The 17,519-nt window shown below is 46.0% G+C and carries 14 protein-coding genes, 3 tRNA genes and 1 pseudogene; 9 read left to right on the top strand and 9 right to left on the bottom strand.

The window, feature by feature from the left end; genetic code table 11:
• Nucleotides 1-61: 61 nt before the first annotated feature.
• The 5 genes from ampH to rsmC form a co-directional block, all read right to left on the bottom strand.
• Complete coding sequence (gene ampH / locus AC2A06_RS06035; RefSeq protein WP_235186792.1) at nucleotides 62-1,174, bottom strand: D-alanyl-D-alanine-carboxypeptidase/endopeptidase AmpH; 1,113 nt, start codon at nucleotides 1,172-1,174, stop codon at nucleotides 62-64.
• A 288-nt stretch (nucleotides 1,175-1,462) separates the two neighbouring features.
• Nucleotides 1,463-1,549: transfer RNA gene (locus AC2A06_RS06030), tRNA-Leu, on the bottom strand.
• Between the two features lie 40 nt (nucleotides 1,550-1,589).
• Nucleotides 1,590-1,676: transfer RNA gene (locus AC2A06_RS06025), tRNA-Leu, on the bottom strand.
• A gap of 35 nt (nucleotides 1,677-1,711) precedes the next feature.
• Nucleotides 1,712-1,798 (bottom strand) — tRNA-Leu (locus tag AC2A06_RS06020).
• 521 nt (nucleotides 1,799-2,319) lie between these two features.
• Nucleotides 2,320-3,360 carry a 16S rRNA (guanine(1207)-N(2))-methyltransferase RsmC gene (rsmC, locus tag AC2A06_RS06015; RefSeq protein WP_484379683.1) on the bottom strand — a complete coding sequence of 347 codons (1,041 nt, stop codon included), beginning with the start codon at nucleotides 3,358-3,360 and terminating at the stop codon, nucleotides 2,320-2,322.
• A gap of 152 nt (nucleotides 3,361-3,512) precedes the next feature.
• Here rsmC and AC2A06_RS06010 point away from each other — a divergent pair, with 152 nt between their 5' ends.
• On the top strand, nucleotides 3,513-3,944 hold the full coding sequence (locus AC2A06_RS06010) for a DNA polymerase III subunit psi (RefSeq protein WP_484379682.1): 432 nt from the start codon (nucleotides 3,513-3,515) through the stop codon (nucleotides 3,942-3,944).
• Nucleotides 3,895-4,338 (top strand): ribosomal protein S18-alanine N-acetyltransferase, encoded by a 444-nt coding sequence (rimI, locus tag AC2A06_RS06005; RefSeq protein WP_023492689.1) that lies wholly within the window; start codon nucleotides 3,895-3,897, stop codon nucleotides 4,336-4,338. The genes AC2A06_RS06010 and rimI overlap by 50 nt, the downstream gene beginning before the upstream one ends.
• A 102-nt stretch (nucleotides 4,339-4,440) precedes the next feature.
• Here the strand turns inward: rimI and AC2A06_RS06000 are convergent, their stop codons facing one another.
• Nucleotides 4,441-5,304: a LysR family transcriptional regulator gene (locus tag AC2A06_RS06000; RefSeq protein ID WP_473196842.1), complete on the bottom strand. Its 864-nt coding sequence runs from the start codon at nucleotides 5,302-5,304 to the stop codon at nucleotides 4,441-4,443.
• Nucleotides 5,305-5,488: 184 nt separating this feature from the next.
• Here AC2A06_RS06000 and AC2A06_RS05995 point away from each other — a divergent pair, with 184 nt between their 5' ends.
• The 4 genes and pseudogenes from AC2A06_RS05995 to AC2A06_RS05980 all read left to right on the top strand — a co-directional run.
• Nucleotides 5,489-5,998, top strand: coding sequence for a YgjV family protein (locus AC2A06_RS05995; RefSeq protein WP_484379681.1), 510 nt, complete (start codon nucleotides 5,489-5,491; stop codon nucleotides 5,996-5,998).
• A 68-nt stretch (nucleotides 5,999-6,066) separates the two neighbouring features.
• Nucleotides 6,067-7,116, top strand: coding sequence for a TRAP transporter substrate-binding protein (locus AC2A06_RS05990; RefSeq protein ID WP_484379680.1), 1,050 nt, complete (start codon nucleotides 6,067-6,069; stop codon nucleotides 7,114-7,116).
• A 186-nt stretch (nucleotides 7,117-7,302) separates the two neighbouring features.
• Nucleotides 7,303-9,309, top strand: a complete 2,007-nt coding sequence (locus AC2A06_RS05985; RefSeq protein ID WP_484379679.1) for an alpha-glucosidase — start codon at nucleotides 7,303-7,305, stop codon at nucleotides 9,307-9,309.
• 63 nt (nucleotides 9,310-9,372) lie between these two features.
• Nucleotides 9,373-9,570: pseudogene (locus tag AC2A06_RS05980) on the top strand (IS256 family transposase); the annotation flags it as partial.
• Between the two features lie 407 nt (nucleotides 9,571-9,977).
• On the opposite strand, the gene AC2A06_RS05975 reads toward AC2A06_RS05980, so the two are convergent.
• Nucleotides 9,978-10,718 (bottom strand): sulfite exporter TauE/SafE family protein, encoded by a 741-nt coding sequence (locus tag AC2A06_RS05975; RefSeq protein ID WP_484379678.1) that lies wholly within the window; start codon nucleotides 10,716-10,718, stop codon nucleotides 9,978-9,980.
• Between the two features lie 277 nt (nucleotides 10,719-10,995).
• Here AC2A06_RS05975 and hpfG point away from each other — a divergent pair, with 277 nt between their 5' ends.
• The 3 genes from hpfG to AC2A06_RS05960 all read left to right on the top strand — a co-directional run bounded on the left by hpfG (nucleotide 10,996) and on the right by AC2A06_RS05960 (nucleotide 15,720).
• Nucleotides 10,996-13,527, top strand: coding sequence for a (2S)-3-sulfopropanediol dehydratase (gene hpfG / locus AC2A06_RS05970; RefSeq protein ID WP_484379677.1), 2,532 nt, complete (start codon nucleotides 10,996-10,998; stop codon nucleotides 13,525-13,527).
• A 94-nt stretch (nucleotides 13,528-13,621) separates the two neighbouring features.
• Complete coding sequence (hpfH, locus tag AC2A06_RS05965) at nucleotides 13,622-14,581, top strand: (2S)-3-sulfopropanediol dehydratase activating enzyme (protein WP_484379676.1); 960 nt, start codon at nucleotides 13,622-13,624, stop codon at nucleotides 14,579-14,581.
• Nucleotides 14,582-14,658: 77 nt separating this feature from the next.
• Nucleotides 14,659-15,720: an aldose epimerase family protein gene (locus AC2A06_RS05960; RefSeq protein ID WP_484379675.1), complete on the top strand. Its 1,062-nt coding sequence runs from the start codon at nucleotides 14,659-14,661 to the stop codon at nucleotides 15,718-15,720.
• A gap of 113 nt (nucleotides 15,721-15,833) precedes the next feature.
• On the opposite strand, the gene AC2A06_RS05955 is transcribed toward AC2A06_RS05960, so the two are convergent.
• Together AC2A06_RS05955 and AC2A06_RS05950 are read right to left on the bottom strand one after the other, a co-directional pair.
• Nucleotides 15,834-16,592 (bottom strand): DeoR/GlpR family DNA-binding transcription regulator, encoded by a 759-nt coding sequence (locus AC2A06_RS05955; RefSeq protein WP_473196848.1) that lies wholly within the window; start codon nucleotides 16,590-16,592, stop codon nucleotides 15,834-15,836.
• Between the two features lie 18 nt (nucleotides 16,593-16,610).
• On the bottom strand, nucleotides 16,611-17,498 hold the full coding sequence (locus AC2A06_RS05950) for a PfkB family carbohydrate kinase (RefSeq protein WP_484379674.1): 888 nt from the start codon (nucleotides 17,496-17,498) through the stop codon (nucleotides 16,611-16,613).
• Nucleotides 17,499-17,519: the final 21 nt, after the last annotated feature.

The raw sequence follows: 17,519 nt of genomic DNA, 5'->3' as shown, positions 1-17,519 counted from the left end.
GTCATCGAGAGATATCAGCAATGGGCACACCCGTGGTGTGCCCATGTTGGGTCAACTTATTTCAACCCTGGTTAGCCGCTAAATCTGCCACCAACTGATTAACCGGGTCGCTCATATTGGTAAACTTGCTCAATTCTGAACGGGTCACCACCACGAATACGCCGATATTTTTCTGCGGTATCATCGCCATATAGGTGATAAATCCACCGCCACCACCTGTTTTCTGAATGATCCCCGGCAGGCCCGCTTGAGGTGCCATATAAACCCAACCCAAACCCAGGGCCGATGCTTCACCGGGAACGTCCATACCCTTCACGGTAACCAAATTCTGGCGTTGGAAGTACATGGTTTGTTCACTGGCAGCGGTGGGCTTGCGTGGCCCGGTGACGTTAGAAGAAAGAAATTGCTGCATCCAGCGCTGCATATCACGCGGGGTGGAGTAAACGCCACCACTGCCAGCTGCGGCTCTGGTATCCCGGCAGGTGCTGGGATTGACCGCGGCCACCATCAAGCGTGAGCACTGTTCAGCGGTCGGGGTTAATGTGGTATCCACCATCCCCAAGGGGGTAGTGATTTTTTCACGCAGCAGGGCGTTGTAGGGCTTGCCTGCAGCACGAGAGAGCGCATCCGCCAGTAGGTCGTAAGCCAAGTTAGAATAGGCCGCGTGAGTCCCGGGTGGTGTGGTGATCTTGGCATGTGCCAGCCACTGCCAGCGCTGTGCTTTGGTCGGCCAGGTAAAGACCGGTGTCTTTGGCGGCTTTTTCCCGGGTTGTTCACGGGGCAATCCACTGGTATGGCTAGCTAAATTCAGCAGCGTTATCGGCTGAGAGGGGCTGTAAGCGGGAACATAAGCCCCTTTAGGCGCATATTTACGCAGTGGGTCGGTCAGTTTGACTTTACCTTCAGCCGCCATTTTAACCATCACTTCGCTGGTCATCAGCTTGGTGATGGAGGCAATGCGGATCAACGAGTCGGGCTGCGGGCGTTGATTGTTACCCGGTTTGGTGCTGCCAAAACTGCGGTTCACCACTTGATTATTGTCGATCACTACCAGCGACATACCGATTGCGCCGCTGTTGAAGAACATATGTTCAGCATATTTGTCGACAATCTGCGAGGTCAGTTGTGAGTTGCTGGCTTGGCTAACCCATGGGGTACATAACCCCAGCAACAGCGATAAGGTGGAGAGTGAAGTCTTCAACGATCATTGTCCATATAAAATAGTATTGGGAATTTTTGCGCTCGATGCGTCGCTTGTATACGGTCAACTCATCAAGTTAATGAGCTAAGTGTAATGCGCTATCGCCTTGATGGCATGTGCAAAACGCGAGGAATAGTAAAAGTTTTTTATAGTTGAGGAAAAAATAGCCAAGCGCAGTTAAAAGTGGCAAATGCCATCAGAGCCAGTCAGCTTTTTTAATCGATTAAACCGCGAGGAACAACAAGAAGAGAACCCATCAAGTGGTGCGAAGAGAGGGACTTGAACCCTCACGTCCGTAAGAACACTAACACCTGAAGCTAGCGCGTCTACCAATTCCGCCACCTTCGCACAAAAGATGTGTTGCATTGATTGATTTATATCACCAGCTTGGTGCGAAGAGAGGGACTTGAACCCTCACGTCCGTAAGAACACTAACACCTGAAGCTAGCGCGTCTACCAATTCCGCCACCTTCGCATAAGTGCTGTGCAATATAAATCTGTGATGTTTTTTGGTGCGAAGAGAGGGACTTGAACCCTCACGTCCGTAAGGACACTAACACCTGAAGCTAGCGCGTCTACCAATTCCGCCACCTTCGCAGTACCAAAACGTTACCGGAGTAACACAACCACGGTGGCGAATTCTAGAGATTTTGCAGGTTTCGTCAACCGTTATTTCCCTGTTTAGCAGCGTTTGCTGTAAAAAACGCCATCTTCTTGTTGGTGCAGGGCTGGGCGATGCGACGCCGGTAATGCGCTGTTTTTGGTTCATGCAGTGTTATCGACATATCGCGGTTATTGATAAAGCAAAGGGGGTATTGTGAACAGGGTAGAGCAGTGTAACTCCTTGCCGCTAGCGTTACAGCGTGCGTGTATGCTTGGCGAGAAATATAAAGTCATGAGCCTATTTTATGCATGATGAGGCATAGATAAAGTGCTTATACCCCCATGTTCATTCAAGTTGTAGCGTAAAAACGCGATGCGTTATTGAATCACGTTTGAATTCTTCCTAGTGGGGGAAAAACGCAAACGTCTGCTACAGCTTGAATGACACGGGTACCCTACGAGAGCAATACAGGCCGATTTTTTTGCTCTTTCGGTCATAAAGCAGAACCGATTAATTATCTTTTTTTTGCTTCCCGCGCTGGGCGGCCCACCGTCGCTTTATAGACTTTAAAACGGCCATTTTGCGCTAATACTTCATGGCTGCCGAACGTGGCATCCAGAATTTTCGGGTAAGGTAAAAAGGCATTGGCCACAATGCGTAATTCGCCACCAATCGGCAGGTGTTTTACCGCACCACGGATGAGCATTTCTGCGGCGGTTAGGTCGGTGGCTAAACCATCGTGGAACGGCGGGTTGGAAATAATCAGGTCAAAACGACCAGTGATATCCGAATAGACATTACTCACCAAAACTTCACCGGCTATATCGTTAGCCGCCAGCGTGGCGCGGCTGGATTCAACCGCCGCTGCGTTCACATCGCTCAGGGTCAGTTTCAATTTCGGTGACAGCCGGGCCATTACGGCGGCGACCACGCCAGCACCGCAACCGACTTCCAGCACTTTGCCTTTCTGGTGTTTTTCCAGCGTTGACAGGAGCAGCGCGCTGCCAACATCCAGCCCATCGCGGCTAAATACACCCGGCAATGTTTTCACTTCCAGGTCATGTATCGGGTAGCTTTGCCACCACTCCGCTAGCTCAAATTGAGTCTGCACATCTAGGCTGCCATGGTATAACCCACAGCGGCGGGCACTGTCGATTTTGGTTAGCTGAACATGGCCTGCCAACAGTTGTTCCGCGCTACGCACCCCACTGCGGTTCTCACCTACCACAAAGACTTCTATCCCCACCGGCAGCAGAGCCAGAATATTGCACAGTTGGAACTGTGCTTCCGGTTTGTTCTTCGGCCAGTAATAGATAAGTGTGTCGCATTCGGCGATAAACTCGGGTTCCACCGTCAAGCCGAACTGTGCATTGTCGCCCATGCTGCGGTTGAGTAACTGCCAATGATGATATTGCTGAGTATGAACCCGCACATCTGCAGCGTCGAATTGGGCGGGCAGGCTATCCTGCAGGTCACCAGCGAACAGTACGCGGCGTTTAATAAACTCATCACTGTGGCGCAGTATCACTTCACTGGCGGGGGTCATGGCAGACATCAGTTTTAGCTCCTCAAAATTGAACCGGGATTATATACCTAAAAGGGGGGCAGTTGCAGAGTAGAACTAAAGCAAGCATGGCGCAGAGCTTGAGGGTTTGTTAGCATGACGCGGCAGAAAATAGCTAACGCACTTAACTCACGGGGAGCAGCATGGCAGCAAAACGCGACTGGTTGTTACAACAATTAGGCATTACGCAATGGGTATTGCGTCGTCCTGGTGTGTTACAGGGGGAAGTGGCGGTCAGCGTGCCACCGGAGGTGCGTTTGCTGGTGGTGGCGCAGGTTTTGCCGCAACCGCATGATGAGCTGTTTTGTGATGTGCTGCGCAGCCTGGGGTTAACAGCGGCACAAGCCTATGGTTTGACACCGGACCAGGTGGCCATGTTACCGGAAGATATTAAGTGCAACAGTTGGCGGCTGGGCATTGAGGAGCCGCTTGCGGTACCCGGTGCTCAGTTATTTAGCCCGGCATTGGCCGAGCTTTCTCAAAATGCCGGTGCCAAACGGGCACTGTGGCAGCAGATTTGTCATCATGAACACGATTTCTACCCTGACCACGGCCGACCTGGCCACCGCGTTTAAAATTGAACAAGCCAGCCATGCATTTCCCTGGACAGCAGCGACCTTCGCCAGTAATCAAGGTGAGCGTTACCTTAACCTGAAACTGGAAGCGGATGGGCAGATGGCCGGTTTCGCTATAACCCAGATAGTGCTTGATGAAGCGACGTTGTTTAATATCGCCATTCACCCCACCTGGCAACGCCAAGGGCGAGGGCGCACCCTGTTGACAGCGGTGATCGAACAGTTAACTGCACGCGGTATTGCCACTCTGTGGTTGGAAGTGCGCGCCTCTAATCTGGCTGCCATTGCGCTTTACGAAGAGTTTGGTTTTAACCAGGTGACGGTGCGCCATAACTATTACCCGGCAGTGAAGGGGCGTGAAGACGCAATAGTGATGGCGCTGCCTTTGGGTTAACAAGCAGTGGGGTTTGACCTGGCAACCATTGATTGTCAGCGGTGGGTAAATCGGCGGAAATAGCCGCCAATACTCTTTTTATAGTCAGCGCTGAGAGCGGTTTTACTTGCTGACCACTTTCTTAATAAACGCTTCACGCACCGGATCGGTGATATCGCTGTTCCAAAGTAGCCCAATTTCCCACTCGGAGTGTTTGCCTGTTAGCGGAATAAAGCGAATATGCGGCTGGCTGATCCGCGCTACGCTTGCAGGAATGATGGTGTAACCCAAACGGGCTGAAACCAGTGCTAACGCAGTAACAATGTCGTTGGCCTCTTCAAACACCGCTGGGCGCTGCTTTGCTTCCCACAAATAATTGGTGATGTGCTTATTAAGGGTCGGGTTTTTATCACGACTCAAGCCTAGATAGTTGTAGTGACTAAGCGAGCCCCACAGATTATCAAAGTTTAACATCTCTTCATTATGAATCGCGATGGCCAGGCGGTCCGAGTATAGCGGGATAGCTTTAAGCGGCGGATCGACTGATAAACGGTCAAAACCCAGTTGCAGGTTACCTAATTGCAGCTCTTCAACCAGTTGGTGAGAAGGGTAGTCATTAAGCGTGACGTGAACATCGGGGCAATCTTGCTTGAACTTAGCAATATAGTTTGGCGCTTCGTGGAAAGAAGAGATACCAAAGCCGATATTAAGATGACCGGAGGTACCTTCAGCAACGAAGGTTGCTAAGCGTTGAAATGATTCAAAGCCTTTAAGAACCCGCTTTGCCTCTGGCAGTAGAACCTTACCCATTGGGGTTAATTCTGCGCCATGTCGACCGCGTTCAAATAATGAAACTTTTAGCTGTTCTTCGAGGCGCTGAATCTTCTTAGTTAGCGCGGATTGAGTGATATAGAGGTGTTGCGAGGCAACACGGAAGTTCTTGTCATCGGCAAGTTGGCAAAAAGTGCGAAGTAAATCTGTATCCATTCTGGTTTGGAATCGAAAGCTGAATTTTATTCATTATAACTAATCGAATATGTAATTTATAGTCAATCCGCGTAAGAAAAACGACAAACCCTTGCAATCATAAGCTCTTGAACTTTATATAGATTTTTTTGCCAAGAATTGTATTGAGCGAAATTGAAAACAAAAGTTGAGCGTAGAAAATTAGATGAATGAGACACTGGTCCAAGCATTGGGATTTGTGGCATTAGGTTTAAACCTATTTGCATCATTTACAACTAACGACAATCGCATGCGAGCTGTTATCTGCCTCTCTTGTTTGACGTTCTCAATTCACTATACCTTGCTTGGCGCTGTCGTGGCTGGGTTGAATTTATTAATAAACTCGTTCCGTGCGCTAGTTTCAGTGAAATATAAAGGACTTAAAGTCTTTTACCTGTTCCTTGCGGTGCAGATAGCGATGAGTGTTTATTTCTACTCAGAGCCACGTGATGTGTTACCGGCGATTGCATCAATCATTAGTTGCTACGCACTGTTTATTTCCGAAGGCATGCGAATGCGAATTGCATTCCTGATTTGCACCTTAACTTGGATGATCAATGCGGTCTTGGTTGGATCTTATGGTGGCTTACTAAACGATATGTTTAACGCGATTATGCTCTCAATCACCATTTTTAGGTTAAAAAAACAACAAAAAATAGAAATACAGGCAAATTAATTCTCAATTAGTCCCACGGCTCTTTGCCCTAATAAATGAGCCGCACCAATAATGAGTAAGGAAACAACATGAAGAAAACACTACTGGGCCTTGCCACTGCATCTCTTCTTGCGGCTGGTGCTGCAAATGCAGCGGATTACAAACTAACTATTCCACATGTAACGACAGCAGATAGCTACAACCACCAATCGCTACTTGTATTGAAGAATTATGTAGAGTCTCGTTCTAACGGTAAAATTCAAGTTGATATCTACCCCGCAGGTCAGCTGTGTGCCAACGCAAAAGAGTGTATCGCTGGGGTACAAGCGGGTATGTTCGATTACTTCCAAACAACGATTCCTGAGCTAGGCGGTTTCTGGCAACCAGTTGGTGCATTCGACCTGCCATACCTACTACCAAATGACCGCGTAGCAGAGTGTGTGTACGACAACGAACAACTCATTGCGGACGTGCGTAAAGAGCTCATGCAACGTGCACCAAACGTGCGTCTAATGGCAGTATCGAACTCTGGTGGTTGGCGTAACATCGCAACAACCAAGAAAGAAGTAAAAGTACCGGGTGACGTAAAAGGTCTAAAACTTCGTACGGTACCGGCAAAAACTCAGCAAGACCTTGTTAAAGCACTTGGCGGTGCACCAACACCAATCGCATGGCCAGAAGTGTACACAGCACTTTCAACGGGTATGGTTGACGGTACTAAAAACGGTATCGTAGATATCATCATGAACAAGTTCCATGAAAGTATCCATTACATGATCCTTGATGGTCACGGTTACATGGGCGGCGCTTGGGTATTCAACGACATGAAATTTAAGTCGCTCCCGGATGAGCTAAAACAAGTGGTAATCGATGGTATCGCGGCACAAAACCAATACCTACGTTCATACCCTAAACACCGCGAATACACAGCGTATGAAGAATTCAAGAAAGCTGGCGGTAAAGTTTACAGCCCAACAGAAGCTGAAAAACAAGCATTTGTTACGGCTGCGGCACCTGTTAGAGAAGAATTTTTGAAAGAGACAGGCCCGGAAGGTAAGAAATGGCTAGAACGTTTTGAGAACGAAATCAAAACGTGTGAAGCGAAGATCAAAGCAGAATACGACATCCAATTTAAGTAATCAGTACCTAATCTAACTCGATTGACGCTGTAGCGGTGTTCACTAGCAATCTTATTGCAGCGTCAATTCGTTAAGAGCAACAAATTTCATCTATACGCTAGCTAGGCGCAGCACACCGAAGGCTTTTTCCTTGGGTGAACACCCAGGTTGCGCCAAAATTTTATCTCTATTTCAGAAGATTTTCGAATGAAACTTACCCAAACGCCATCAGGTTTTACTATTAGCCACAAAAACAGAACTGTATTTGAACACTCACAAGTTAGCCCCTCTTTGTACCTAGGTATTGGGCAAGGCACTTTTGATATGTACCGCGGTAACTTTGATATTTCTGATTATGTGTCAGAGCGTTTACCGCTGAAGAAATTCGCAATCACAGAAAACTCAGATGACGTCGTCATTACCTTTAGTCTTGATGGTGAGGCTGTATTGCAAGCTAGGATATTTGAAACGGCAGAGGCACGCCTTAAAGTTGAATTCACTGCATTTGATGAAAAGTACAACCGTTTTTGGGTTCGTATTGCAGCAAGTGAATCAGAATCGGTGTACGGCTGTGGCGAACAACTAAGCTACCTCAATCTTCGTGGCAAAAGCTTCCCACTATGGAGTTCTGAACCAGGGGTTGGTCGTAACAAAAATACTTACACAACTTGGCAAGCAGATGTTAAAGATAAGGCGGGCGGTGATTATTACACCACAAACTACCCACAACCAACGTTTGTTTCTGATAAAAAATACTTCTGCCATCTAGAAACGTGCGCTTACGCTGATTTCGATTTTACTCACGCTGACTATCATGAGTTGCAATGTTGGAATATTCCGGAGTATCTACTGTTTGATGCCGAAGAGTCATTCCCTGCACTGATGACCAATATTACTGGCGTATTTGGACGTCAACCAGCACTGCCTGAGTGGGTTTACAATGGTGTGATCCTTGGTATTCAGGGGGGGACCGACATCACAATTGCAAAAGTTGAAGCAGCCAAAGCGGCTGGGATTGAAGTTGCCGGTGTTTGGTGTCAAGACTGGCAAGGCATCAAAATGACTTCATTTGGTAAGCGTCTGCAGTGGGATTGGCAGTGGAACAAGGTTCTTTATCCTGGTCTAGATACTAAGATTCAACAGTTAAAAGAGCAGGGTATTCGCTTCCTAGGCTACATCAACCCTTACGTATTGGAAGATTTTCCGCTGTACAAGGAAGGGTTTGAGAAAGGCTACCTAGCAACAAAAGAAGACGGTTCAAAATACGTTGTAGACTTTGGTGAGTTTGAGTGTGGCGTGGTTGACTTTACGAACCCTGAAGCGTGTGAATGGTACAAGGGTGTTATCAAGCAGAACATGATCGATTTCGGCCTTGACGGTTGGATGGGGGACTTTGGTGAATATCTACCAACAGACTGCTCGCTCTATAACGGTGTTAGTGCTGAAATTGAGCACAACAAATGGCCGTACCGTTGGGCAAAAATACAGCATGAAGCGATTGAAGAAGCTGGCAAAACTGACGACATTCTGTTCTTCATGCGTGCTGGTGCTACTGGTATCCAAGGTTACTGTCACACTCTCTGGGCAGGTGATCAATCAGTAATTTGGGAAAAAGATGACGGTTTAGCATCGGTCATTCCAGCTGCGCTCTCTGCTGGTCTAATGGGTAATGGTATTAGCCATAGTGATATCGGTGGCTACACAACGTTGCATGGTAACACGCGTTCTAAAGAGTTGTTTCAACGTTGGGCGGAAATGGCAGCATTTACGCCAATAATGCGCACTCATGAAGGCAATCGACCAGATGATAATCACCAATTTGATACGGATACAGATACGCTAGCCCACTTTGCGCGTATGACTAAGATTTACAAGCACCTTATGCCGTACATCAAAGCAGCGGTAGAAGAGAATGCAACTAAAGGTATGCCAGTTCAACGCCCACTGTTTATGCACTACGAGCAAGACTCTGAAGCGTATCAAATTCAATACCAATATCTGTTTGGTCGCGATTTAATGGTGGCTCCGGTTTACAACCAAGGCGAAACAGTGAAAGAGCTTTACCTGCCTAAAGATGAATGGGTACATATATGGACTGGTGAAACGTTCACTGGTGGCTGGATTAAGGTTGATGCACCTATTGGACAACCACCAGTATTCTTCCGCAAACAAGCCCAAGATGCTGACCTGCTAGCCGCTATCAAGCAATTCTAATTAATTGGGGAGTGTTAGAAATCCTGTGTCATTCCAGTAATATATCCAAAAAAGGAATGACACATTTCCCAACCCTTCGATTTCGATAAAGCCCTGAAAGCACTGCAGGATGGCCAAGCCTTAACGGGAAAAGATAGCATTTTAACGCCGTTAATCAAACAGTTGACGGAAGCTGCTTTGGCTGCTGAACTTGATTCACATCTGGCTCAAGACATTGAAGCCAACCGGAAAAATGGCTCAACCAAAAACCAGTCAAAACACCCACTGGCGCTTTTGAATGAGCCGCATCGAGTGCTACCTTGGCTTTAAATTCAGGAGAGTTGTTTCTACGTTTTCTAGTCATAATCTGTCCCTGTATTGTTGGGTACTATCAAAACAGATCAACCACTTAAAGTTATGTCCGAAAATTGGGGGCCACTTCGGTGACATGCCCATACCACAATTTTAAGCATCACCAAACAACACTAAAAGCGAGATTCCCGCATGCGCAAGAATGACAATATTCGGGCTTAGTGATGATTACCGCATAGTTGAAGGTTAGTGTTCAACACCTGAGAGCTTGAGTCTAGCGATGAAACCTATTGAGCTAGCAACCACATAACAAAAAACAAAAACGACACTCAACAGGAGTGCCGTTTTACCAAGAACTGATCAAATCACCAAAATGTCTAAAAACTTACATTTTTGAACACCAGCATCAAGCCCATTATTAACAAGAAACTGTGCACGATTTTGTGGTAATTGATTTTGTACTTCTGTAGGAAGTGGTAGCCAATCATACCGCCAGTTAAACCAAGCACGAACGCTGGTATTGCCGACAGAACGTGTGAGATAACTTGCTCAGTAAATAACCCTTCATTCCAGAAACTAACGTTGGCACCGATCATTTGCAGCATAAAGAAGAACGCTAGTGTTGACTTAGTTTGGTCTGCTGTCCAAGGCTGCATTGATGTGTATGCAATTACTGGTGGACCTGACTCACCCACGCTCGCCCCAAGCACGCCTGAAGTAAAGCCTACACCAACAGTTAATGGCACTGAAGCCTTTTTAAACAAAGGCTTAGTCGCACGTAGCGAGTGGATACTAGAAATAATTAATACTGCCCCCATCGTCAATAGAATGTACTGAGATGGCATGCTTGCCAGCAGTTTTGCGCCGACAAAAGAAGCCGGTACTGAGCCTGCAAACAAGATCAAACCTGTTTGGCGTTGAATAGAATGTCGCATTTTCCACACGATTGGTAACGTCACCAACCAGCCGAAAATACCCGCAATAGGAACTGCCGTTTGAGCACCAACAATGAGTGACAGTAAAGGTACGGAAACGAGTGCTGAGCCAAAGCCAGTCAAGCCTTGAGTAAAGCCTGCTAGTGCTATAATCAGCGAAATAAGAATTATCGTGGTGTCCATAAATCCATGTTTAGAGCTTAGTGAATGTAGGATTACTATAGATTTATTATAATTAATTACCATTATTTGTGTCACATTTTGTTGTTTTTTGTCTGCATCGTTTCGCTTTGTGACCATCCTCCCATATAACTTCTACCTCTTTCGTATAATAAACCTCAGTAGTTTCGGGCATTGCGTGCAGTCAAAATGCCAATGTTTAAATAGTGACTTTGAACCGCCTAGTTGGTTCAAAGAGTTGAGCATTGGCATTTTGATTCTTTATTTTATGAGGTTATCTATGGAAAACTTCCAAGCAGACAAAGAGACGTTATTTGAACTAAAAACAACCGCCCGCACTGATGCAATAGGTACAGAGGCATTTGATAAGGTTTATGGTTTGGGTTACGAAGTGGGGCATGCGGATTGGTCTCCGTTCCCACGCGTAAATCGTCTGCGCCAAACTTTTTTAGATCGCTCATACGACATTGATGTTGAAAGATTGCGTTTAGTAACAGAAGCGTATCGTGACAATGAAACCATGCCGCGTATCGTTCAATGTGCATTGGCGTTTCAAAATATCCTGCTGAACAGTACGTTGCACATCTACGAAGAAGATTTGATTCTTGGTGAGATTGCAGCGCCTGCCAAAGCATCACCAATTTACCCTGAGTTCTCGGTAGACTGGATCATTGATGAAATTCTTAACTCGCCATTTGAAGAGCGCCCAAACGATCAGTTCTATATTCGTAATGAGCAAGAGCGTGCTGAGATTCTTGAGTTGTGCGCTTACTGGAAAGGCAAGAGTGCCAATGAGTTCATCACGGCGAACTTAGATGATGATCAGAAAAAAGGCTCTCACATGGGTGAGAAAGTGTTCCAAACCAACAACTATCACTTCGCTGGTATTGGTCACTTCGCAATGGATTTCAACAAGCTGATGACGCTTGGCTACAGCGGCGTATTGCAGCAGGCAAAACAAGCTTTTGCAGAGTTGTCAAAACAAGATCCAGATTATGGTGATAAGCGTGATTACTACACCGCAACGATCATTGCGCTAGAAGCAGCAATTAAATACATCACACGTTACGCACTGCTAGCTGAAGATATGGCGTTTGCCGCGACGGATGAAGCTCGTAAGCAAGAGTTGCAAGGGATGTCGGCGAACTGTTACCAAATTGCTGGTGGCGTACCGCAAACATTTTGGCAAGCGGCTCAGTTGTTTAACTTTGCCGTGACGATGACGCAAATCGAAGGTAATGGCCACTCAATTTCTTACGGTCGTATGGACCAGTGGATGCTGCCGTTCTATGCCAAAGATCGCGCTGAAAATGGCGTGGCAAAAGAGTTTGTTTTAGAAGTGCTGGAAGTGCTTTACGTTAAGATGAATAACCCAACCAAGCTGAAAGACAAAGGCACGGTGAAAGTGCGCAATGGTCGCGGCTTTGGTGGTGAAAGCCTGACCATTGGCGGCGTTGATCTGCAAGGCAATGATGCAACCAACGATCTGACAATGCTGATGCTTGAAGCGTCAGTGCATACTCGCATGATGAACCCATGGGTGTGTGTGCGTTTGCACGACAAAACGCCCTATGAGCTTAAAGTCAAAACCATTGAATGTATTCGCGCAGGCTACGGTCATCCGAAGTTGTTCAATGATGGTCCAGCAATTAAAGCGATGTTAGGTAAAGGTGTTACGCTTGAAGAAGCGCGTGATTATGCGGTTGTTGGCTGTGTTGAACCGACGATTCCTGGTAAAGAGCACGGTTGGCTTGATGCGGGCTATGTTAACACCGTAAAAATGATGGAAATGGTGATCAACGGCGGTCGTATTTTGTCTGGTCCTAATGCTGGTATGCAGCTTGGCCCTGATACTGGCAGCCTTGAAACTTATCAATCGTTTGAGGAAGTGTTAGAGAGTGTGGACAAGCAGTTTGCTTATTGGTGTGACCAACTGTGTAGTTGCCTCAATATTACCGACAAGATGCATCGCATGATAAAACCAACGCCTTACATTTCAGCGTTTTTTGAAGGGTGTATCGAGTCAGGTAAAGACATGACTTATGGCGGCGTTAAATACAATGGCACAGCACCACAAGCTGCGGGTATTGCAAGCTGTGCAGACTCATTGGCAAGCATCAAAAAGCTAATGTTTGATGATAAGAAATACACAGGTAAAGAGCTGTTAGACGCGGTAAAAGATAACTGGGATGGTCACCAAAAACTGTATGCGTTGGTCAATAGCTCAAAGATCCCACACTATGGCAATGATATCGACGAAGCGGATGAGCTATTTAACTACATGTTCGAATGTTACTGCCGTCATATTAAAGGTCGCCAAAATCCACGTGGTGGTAAGTTCAGCCCAGGTGTTTACACTGTAAACGCTAACGTAGGGATGGGGCTATACACTAACGCGTCATTGGATGGACGCAAAAACGGTGAGCCTATCTCTGACAATATGGGACCTGTGCACACCGCGGGTGGCTCACACGATATTAGCGGCCCAACGGCAGTGATAAACTCAGTAACCAAAGTCGACCATAGCTTGGCGACAAACGGTACGCTGCTAAATTTGCGTTTCCCTGAAGATGCGGTTTCCGGCGTTGAAGGACGCGATATTCTGTTGAGCTTTGTTGATGAGTACATGGGTAAGCAGGGTATGCACGTGCAATTCAACATCATGAGTTCGGAAAAAATGCGCGCAGCGCAAAAGAATCCAGAACTTTTCCGCGATATGTTGGTGCGAGTAGCTGGTTATAGCGCTTACTTTGTCGAGCTTGGTAGACCGCTGCAGGACGATTTGATCCAACGTACAGAACTACGATTCTAATTAACCCATAGTGATACCCAAACCATTGCCCAATAGTATGCAGGCTAAAAAGTGGTTTGGGTTTTCACGTTTTAACACAAGGTTGAGGTGAATTGTGTCAAATCAGGCGATAGTGCTAAATATCCAAAGGTTCACGCTGCATGATGGGCCAGGTATTCGCACTGAAATATTTCTTAAAGGTTGCCCTTTGCGCTGTGATTGGTGTGGTAACCCTGAAAGCTTTAAACGTGATATTGAAGTAGGCGTATACCACAACAAATGTATTTCCACTGAGCATTGTGGCTCGTGTTTTGATGTCTGTCCTGATAACAAAATGCTGATCTATTCAGACGCGATGTTGCAGCAAATCGATAGACATCAATGCACCAGTTGCTTGCACTGTGTCGAAGAGTGCCCTTCGGAAGCAATAAAACAGTGGGGCGAGTCGATGTCTGTCGATGAGTGCATGGAGCTGATACGCAAAGACCGCGGATTTTATGACCGCTCAGGCGGTGGTGTGACGGTTTCTGGCGGAGAACCTCTGCTGCAAAGTGATTTTGTGGTTGAGTTGTTCAAAGCTTGTAAGCAAGAGGGCATCCATACTTGTCTTGAGTCGAGCTTCTATGTCAATTGGAACCGGATTGAAAAGGTTCTGCCTTATACGGACCTGTTTATTTCTGATCTCAAGTTAATGGACAGTGCCAAGCATAAGAAATACACCGGTGTTGATAATCGTAAGATTTTTAATAACTTAAAAGCGCTTAGTAAACTCGATAAAGAGCTGATTTTAAGAATTCCTGTGATACCAAGTATCAATGACGATGATGCCAATATTTCAGCCACCGCTGATTTTATCGAGCAGGAACTCAATGGTCGAGTAAACATCTTGCAACTGCTCAGTTTTATGCGCTTGGGTGAAGAAAAGTATCAGTCGTTGGGTTTGCCTTACAAAATGAAATCGCTGCTATTCGACCGTCATGAATTTCAGGCTCGAGTGAGTGACATTGCCAACTACTTTAATCAACGCGGTATTCGCTGCTCAGTGGGAACGAAAGAGCAAACTGAAGCGGGTTAGATAGAACAAATAGAAATGCTAAGTGATAGTGATGGTATCACTTGGCTAACAGATAAAGTGGTAAATGAGGTAACTACGTGGAACTGAAGATTGAAAATTGGGGACAAGTTGAAGGTCAAACTGCACCGGTAAAGCTGATTACGCTTACCAATAGCCAAGGTATCTCACTGCAGTTGACCAACTATGGCTGTATTGTGACTTCAATTAAAGTGCCAGATCGCAATGGTGTCGCAGCGGATGTCGTGCTTGGTTACGAAAGTCTAGAAAAATACCTAGGAGGTCATCCTTTCTTTGGTGCGGTAGCGGGTCGGTATGCTAACCGTATTGAGCAGGGGCGTTATGAGCTAGATGGTGAAGTGTTTCAATTAGAAACCAACGAAGCACCAACTGGGCAACACCTTCACGGTGGCGCTAAAGGTTTTGATAAGTACGTATGGGATTTCGAGATTGAGGAACAAGAAGAGGCAACATACGTTCATCTAACGCGAGTATCGCTCGATGGTGAAGGTGGTTACGGTGGCACTTTGAATGTTACTCACACCATCGGTTTGGATGAATTCAATCAAGTTCACTATAACTTCCAAGCTGTTACTGATAAGCCTACCGTAATTAATTTAGTTAACCATAGTTACTACAACTTAGCTGGCCATGATTCCGGCACAGTTGATCAACATGAATTGAAGCTTTATTCCCAGTTTTACACCCCGGTTTATGATAATTGCATTCCAACCGGTGAAATTCTATCGGTTAAGGGAACCGGCCTCGATTTCACCGAGACCAAGCAGATTGCTTTGAATAAAGCGATGATGCCGTTAGGCGGTTTTGACCACAACTGTATTCTCGATGGTTCGAAAAAAGAAGGGGAGTACAACTATGCGGCGGAGCTTTATGAACCGCAAAGTGGACGTATGATGACGGTTCTGACAACTCAGCCAGCCGTGCAGTTTTATAATGGATTCAAGCTGTCAAACAAGTGTTGGGTAGGGCGTCATGGTGAGCGTTATGAGTCATGCCATGGTATGTGTTTGGAAACCCAACACTATCCAGATAGCCCGAATAACGTGCATTTCCCATCGACCCGATTAAACCCAGGCGAAGTGTATCAAGAGAAAACAATTCATCGCTTTGCGCAAAAATGATCAACTGAGTACAAATAATGCTCTATTTATCGAAAAAAAGGTAGATAGAGCGTTTGAGTACAGCACCAAAACAAAAACGGCTCCACGAGGAGCAGTTTCTCTTGAGAATATACTTACGAGCAAATCACCAATTTGGTATCACCTTGTTTCGCCACAGCTTCAATTGAAGGGCTGGGTTTGGAGTCAGTAAAGAAGTAGGTCACATCTTTAATGTTCGCTAAGGTAATAGACCCTTTAGGAATGAACTTGCTTGAATCCATCGCGACTAAAACGTGACGAGCCGATTTCATGACCGTCTGAGTGATCATTGTTTCATTCAGGTCATACTCAAGTAAGGTACCATCAACATCCAATGATGCTGCACTGGTAATGAGATAATCAAAGCGGAAGTTAGAGATGAAATCCATAGCTTCAGTTCCAACAATACCCCCGTTGAACGCTTTCACCTTACCACTAGGTATCAATACATCTATAGACTTATTCGTATGCAAAACACTTGCTACGCGAAGGCTATTGGTAATGACCTGCAAATTATTTTTCTTGGCTAAATGACTGGCTATGACTTCCACAGTTGTTCCTATAGTGATGAACACTGTAGAGTTATCAGGGATCAAATCGGCAATTGCTTTGGCTATTGCATGCTTTTGCTCGGTGTCTGACACCTGACGCACTTCATAATCAAGGTTAGTTTTGGTTGCCGGTGAGCTTGCACCACCATGGTGACGAATCACCAAACGATCATTGCTGAGCTTCTTTATATCGCGGCGAATCGTTTGTGTAGAAACGTCTAGCATTTCTGCTAGTTCTTCTACACTGTAATAACCTTTGTCATTAACTAGCTGAATTAACTTATCTTGTCTGGGATTAGTCACGTCAGTCCTTCATTTTGTTTACTTTTGTAGTTTTTGGTCCACTTCTGATCTAGCCGGGATCCCTTCTCGACCGCCTCTTTTAGTGCATTTTAACGCTGCCACTAGGTTTGAGAAAGCAATCGCCTCACGGCTTTGTTTCGATTCTGCGACCGCAACCGCTAAAGCACCATGAAAAACATCGCCTGCACCAGTAGTGTCCACAACATCTACTTTGATTACTGGCTCATGACAAATTTCGTCACCTTCTAGCCAGTAGCAGCCCTGTGAACCTACTGTAACATAAACTTTACCATCTGTTTGTTTTTTAGCAACTTTTAGACCTTCAATTGGGTCACTGCAACCAGTGAATTTTTCAAGGCCAGGCTCAGAGAACGCCACATGATCGGCTAGTTTCACAAGCTCGTAAATTGGATCTGGTGCTAGGTCAGCGTCAAGAACAGAAGGGATGTTGAACTTTTTCGCTTGTTCTAAAGCGTACTTCGCACCTTCTGGCCAACGTACGTCAGTCAGAATAGTTTCATATTGTGAAAAGTCGATATGTTCAATTTGCTTTGTATCGCGGCTGAGTGATTGATCTTGGTAATTTATGATCATTCGCTCACCTTCATCATCCACAAGAACTGTGGAGAAAGCAGAAGAAGCGCCGGTCACATGAACGGCTTTATCGACGTTAACACCGTAACTGGCAAGCTCTGATAACATGGTATCTGCCACGCCATCTTGACCAACACGCCCGATGAAATCTACTTGGTGCCCCATCTTGGCAACCGCGATAGCCGCTGTCGCAGCAGGTCCGCCACCCACTTCAAAGTAGTCTTTTGCTACGTATTTACCGCCTGTTGTTGGCAAAGTGGCGACACGTTGAATACGGTCAAGTACCGCAATACCTAAACATGCAATTGTCATAACTCTAATCTCTATGTGTTT

This window comes from Serratia sp. HNCC26DJ244 (assembly GCF_057180565.1).
The sequence above is the reverse complement of the archived record's forward strand: the minus strand, read 5'-3'. Positions and strand labels throughout refer to the sequence as shown.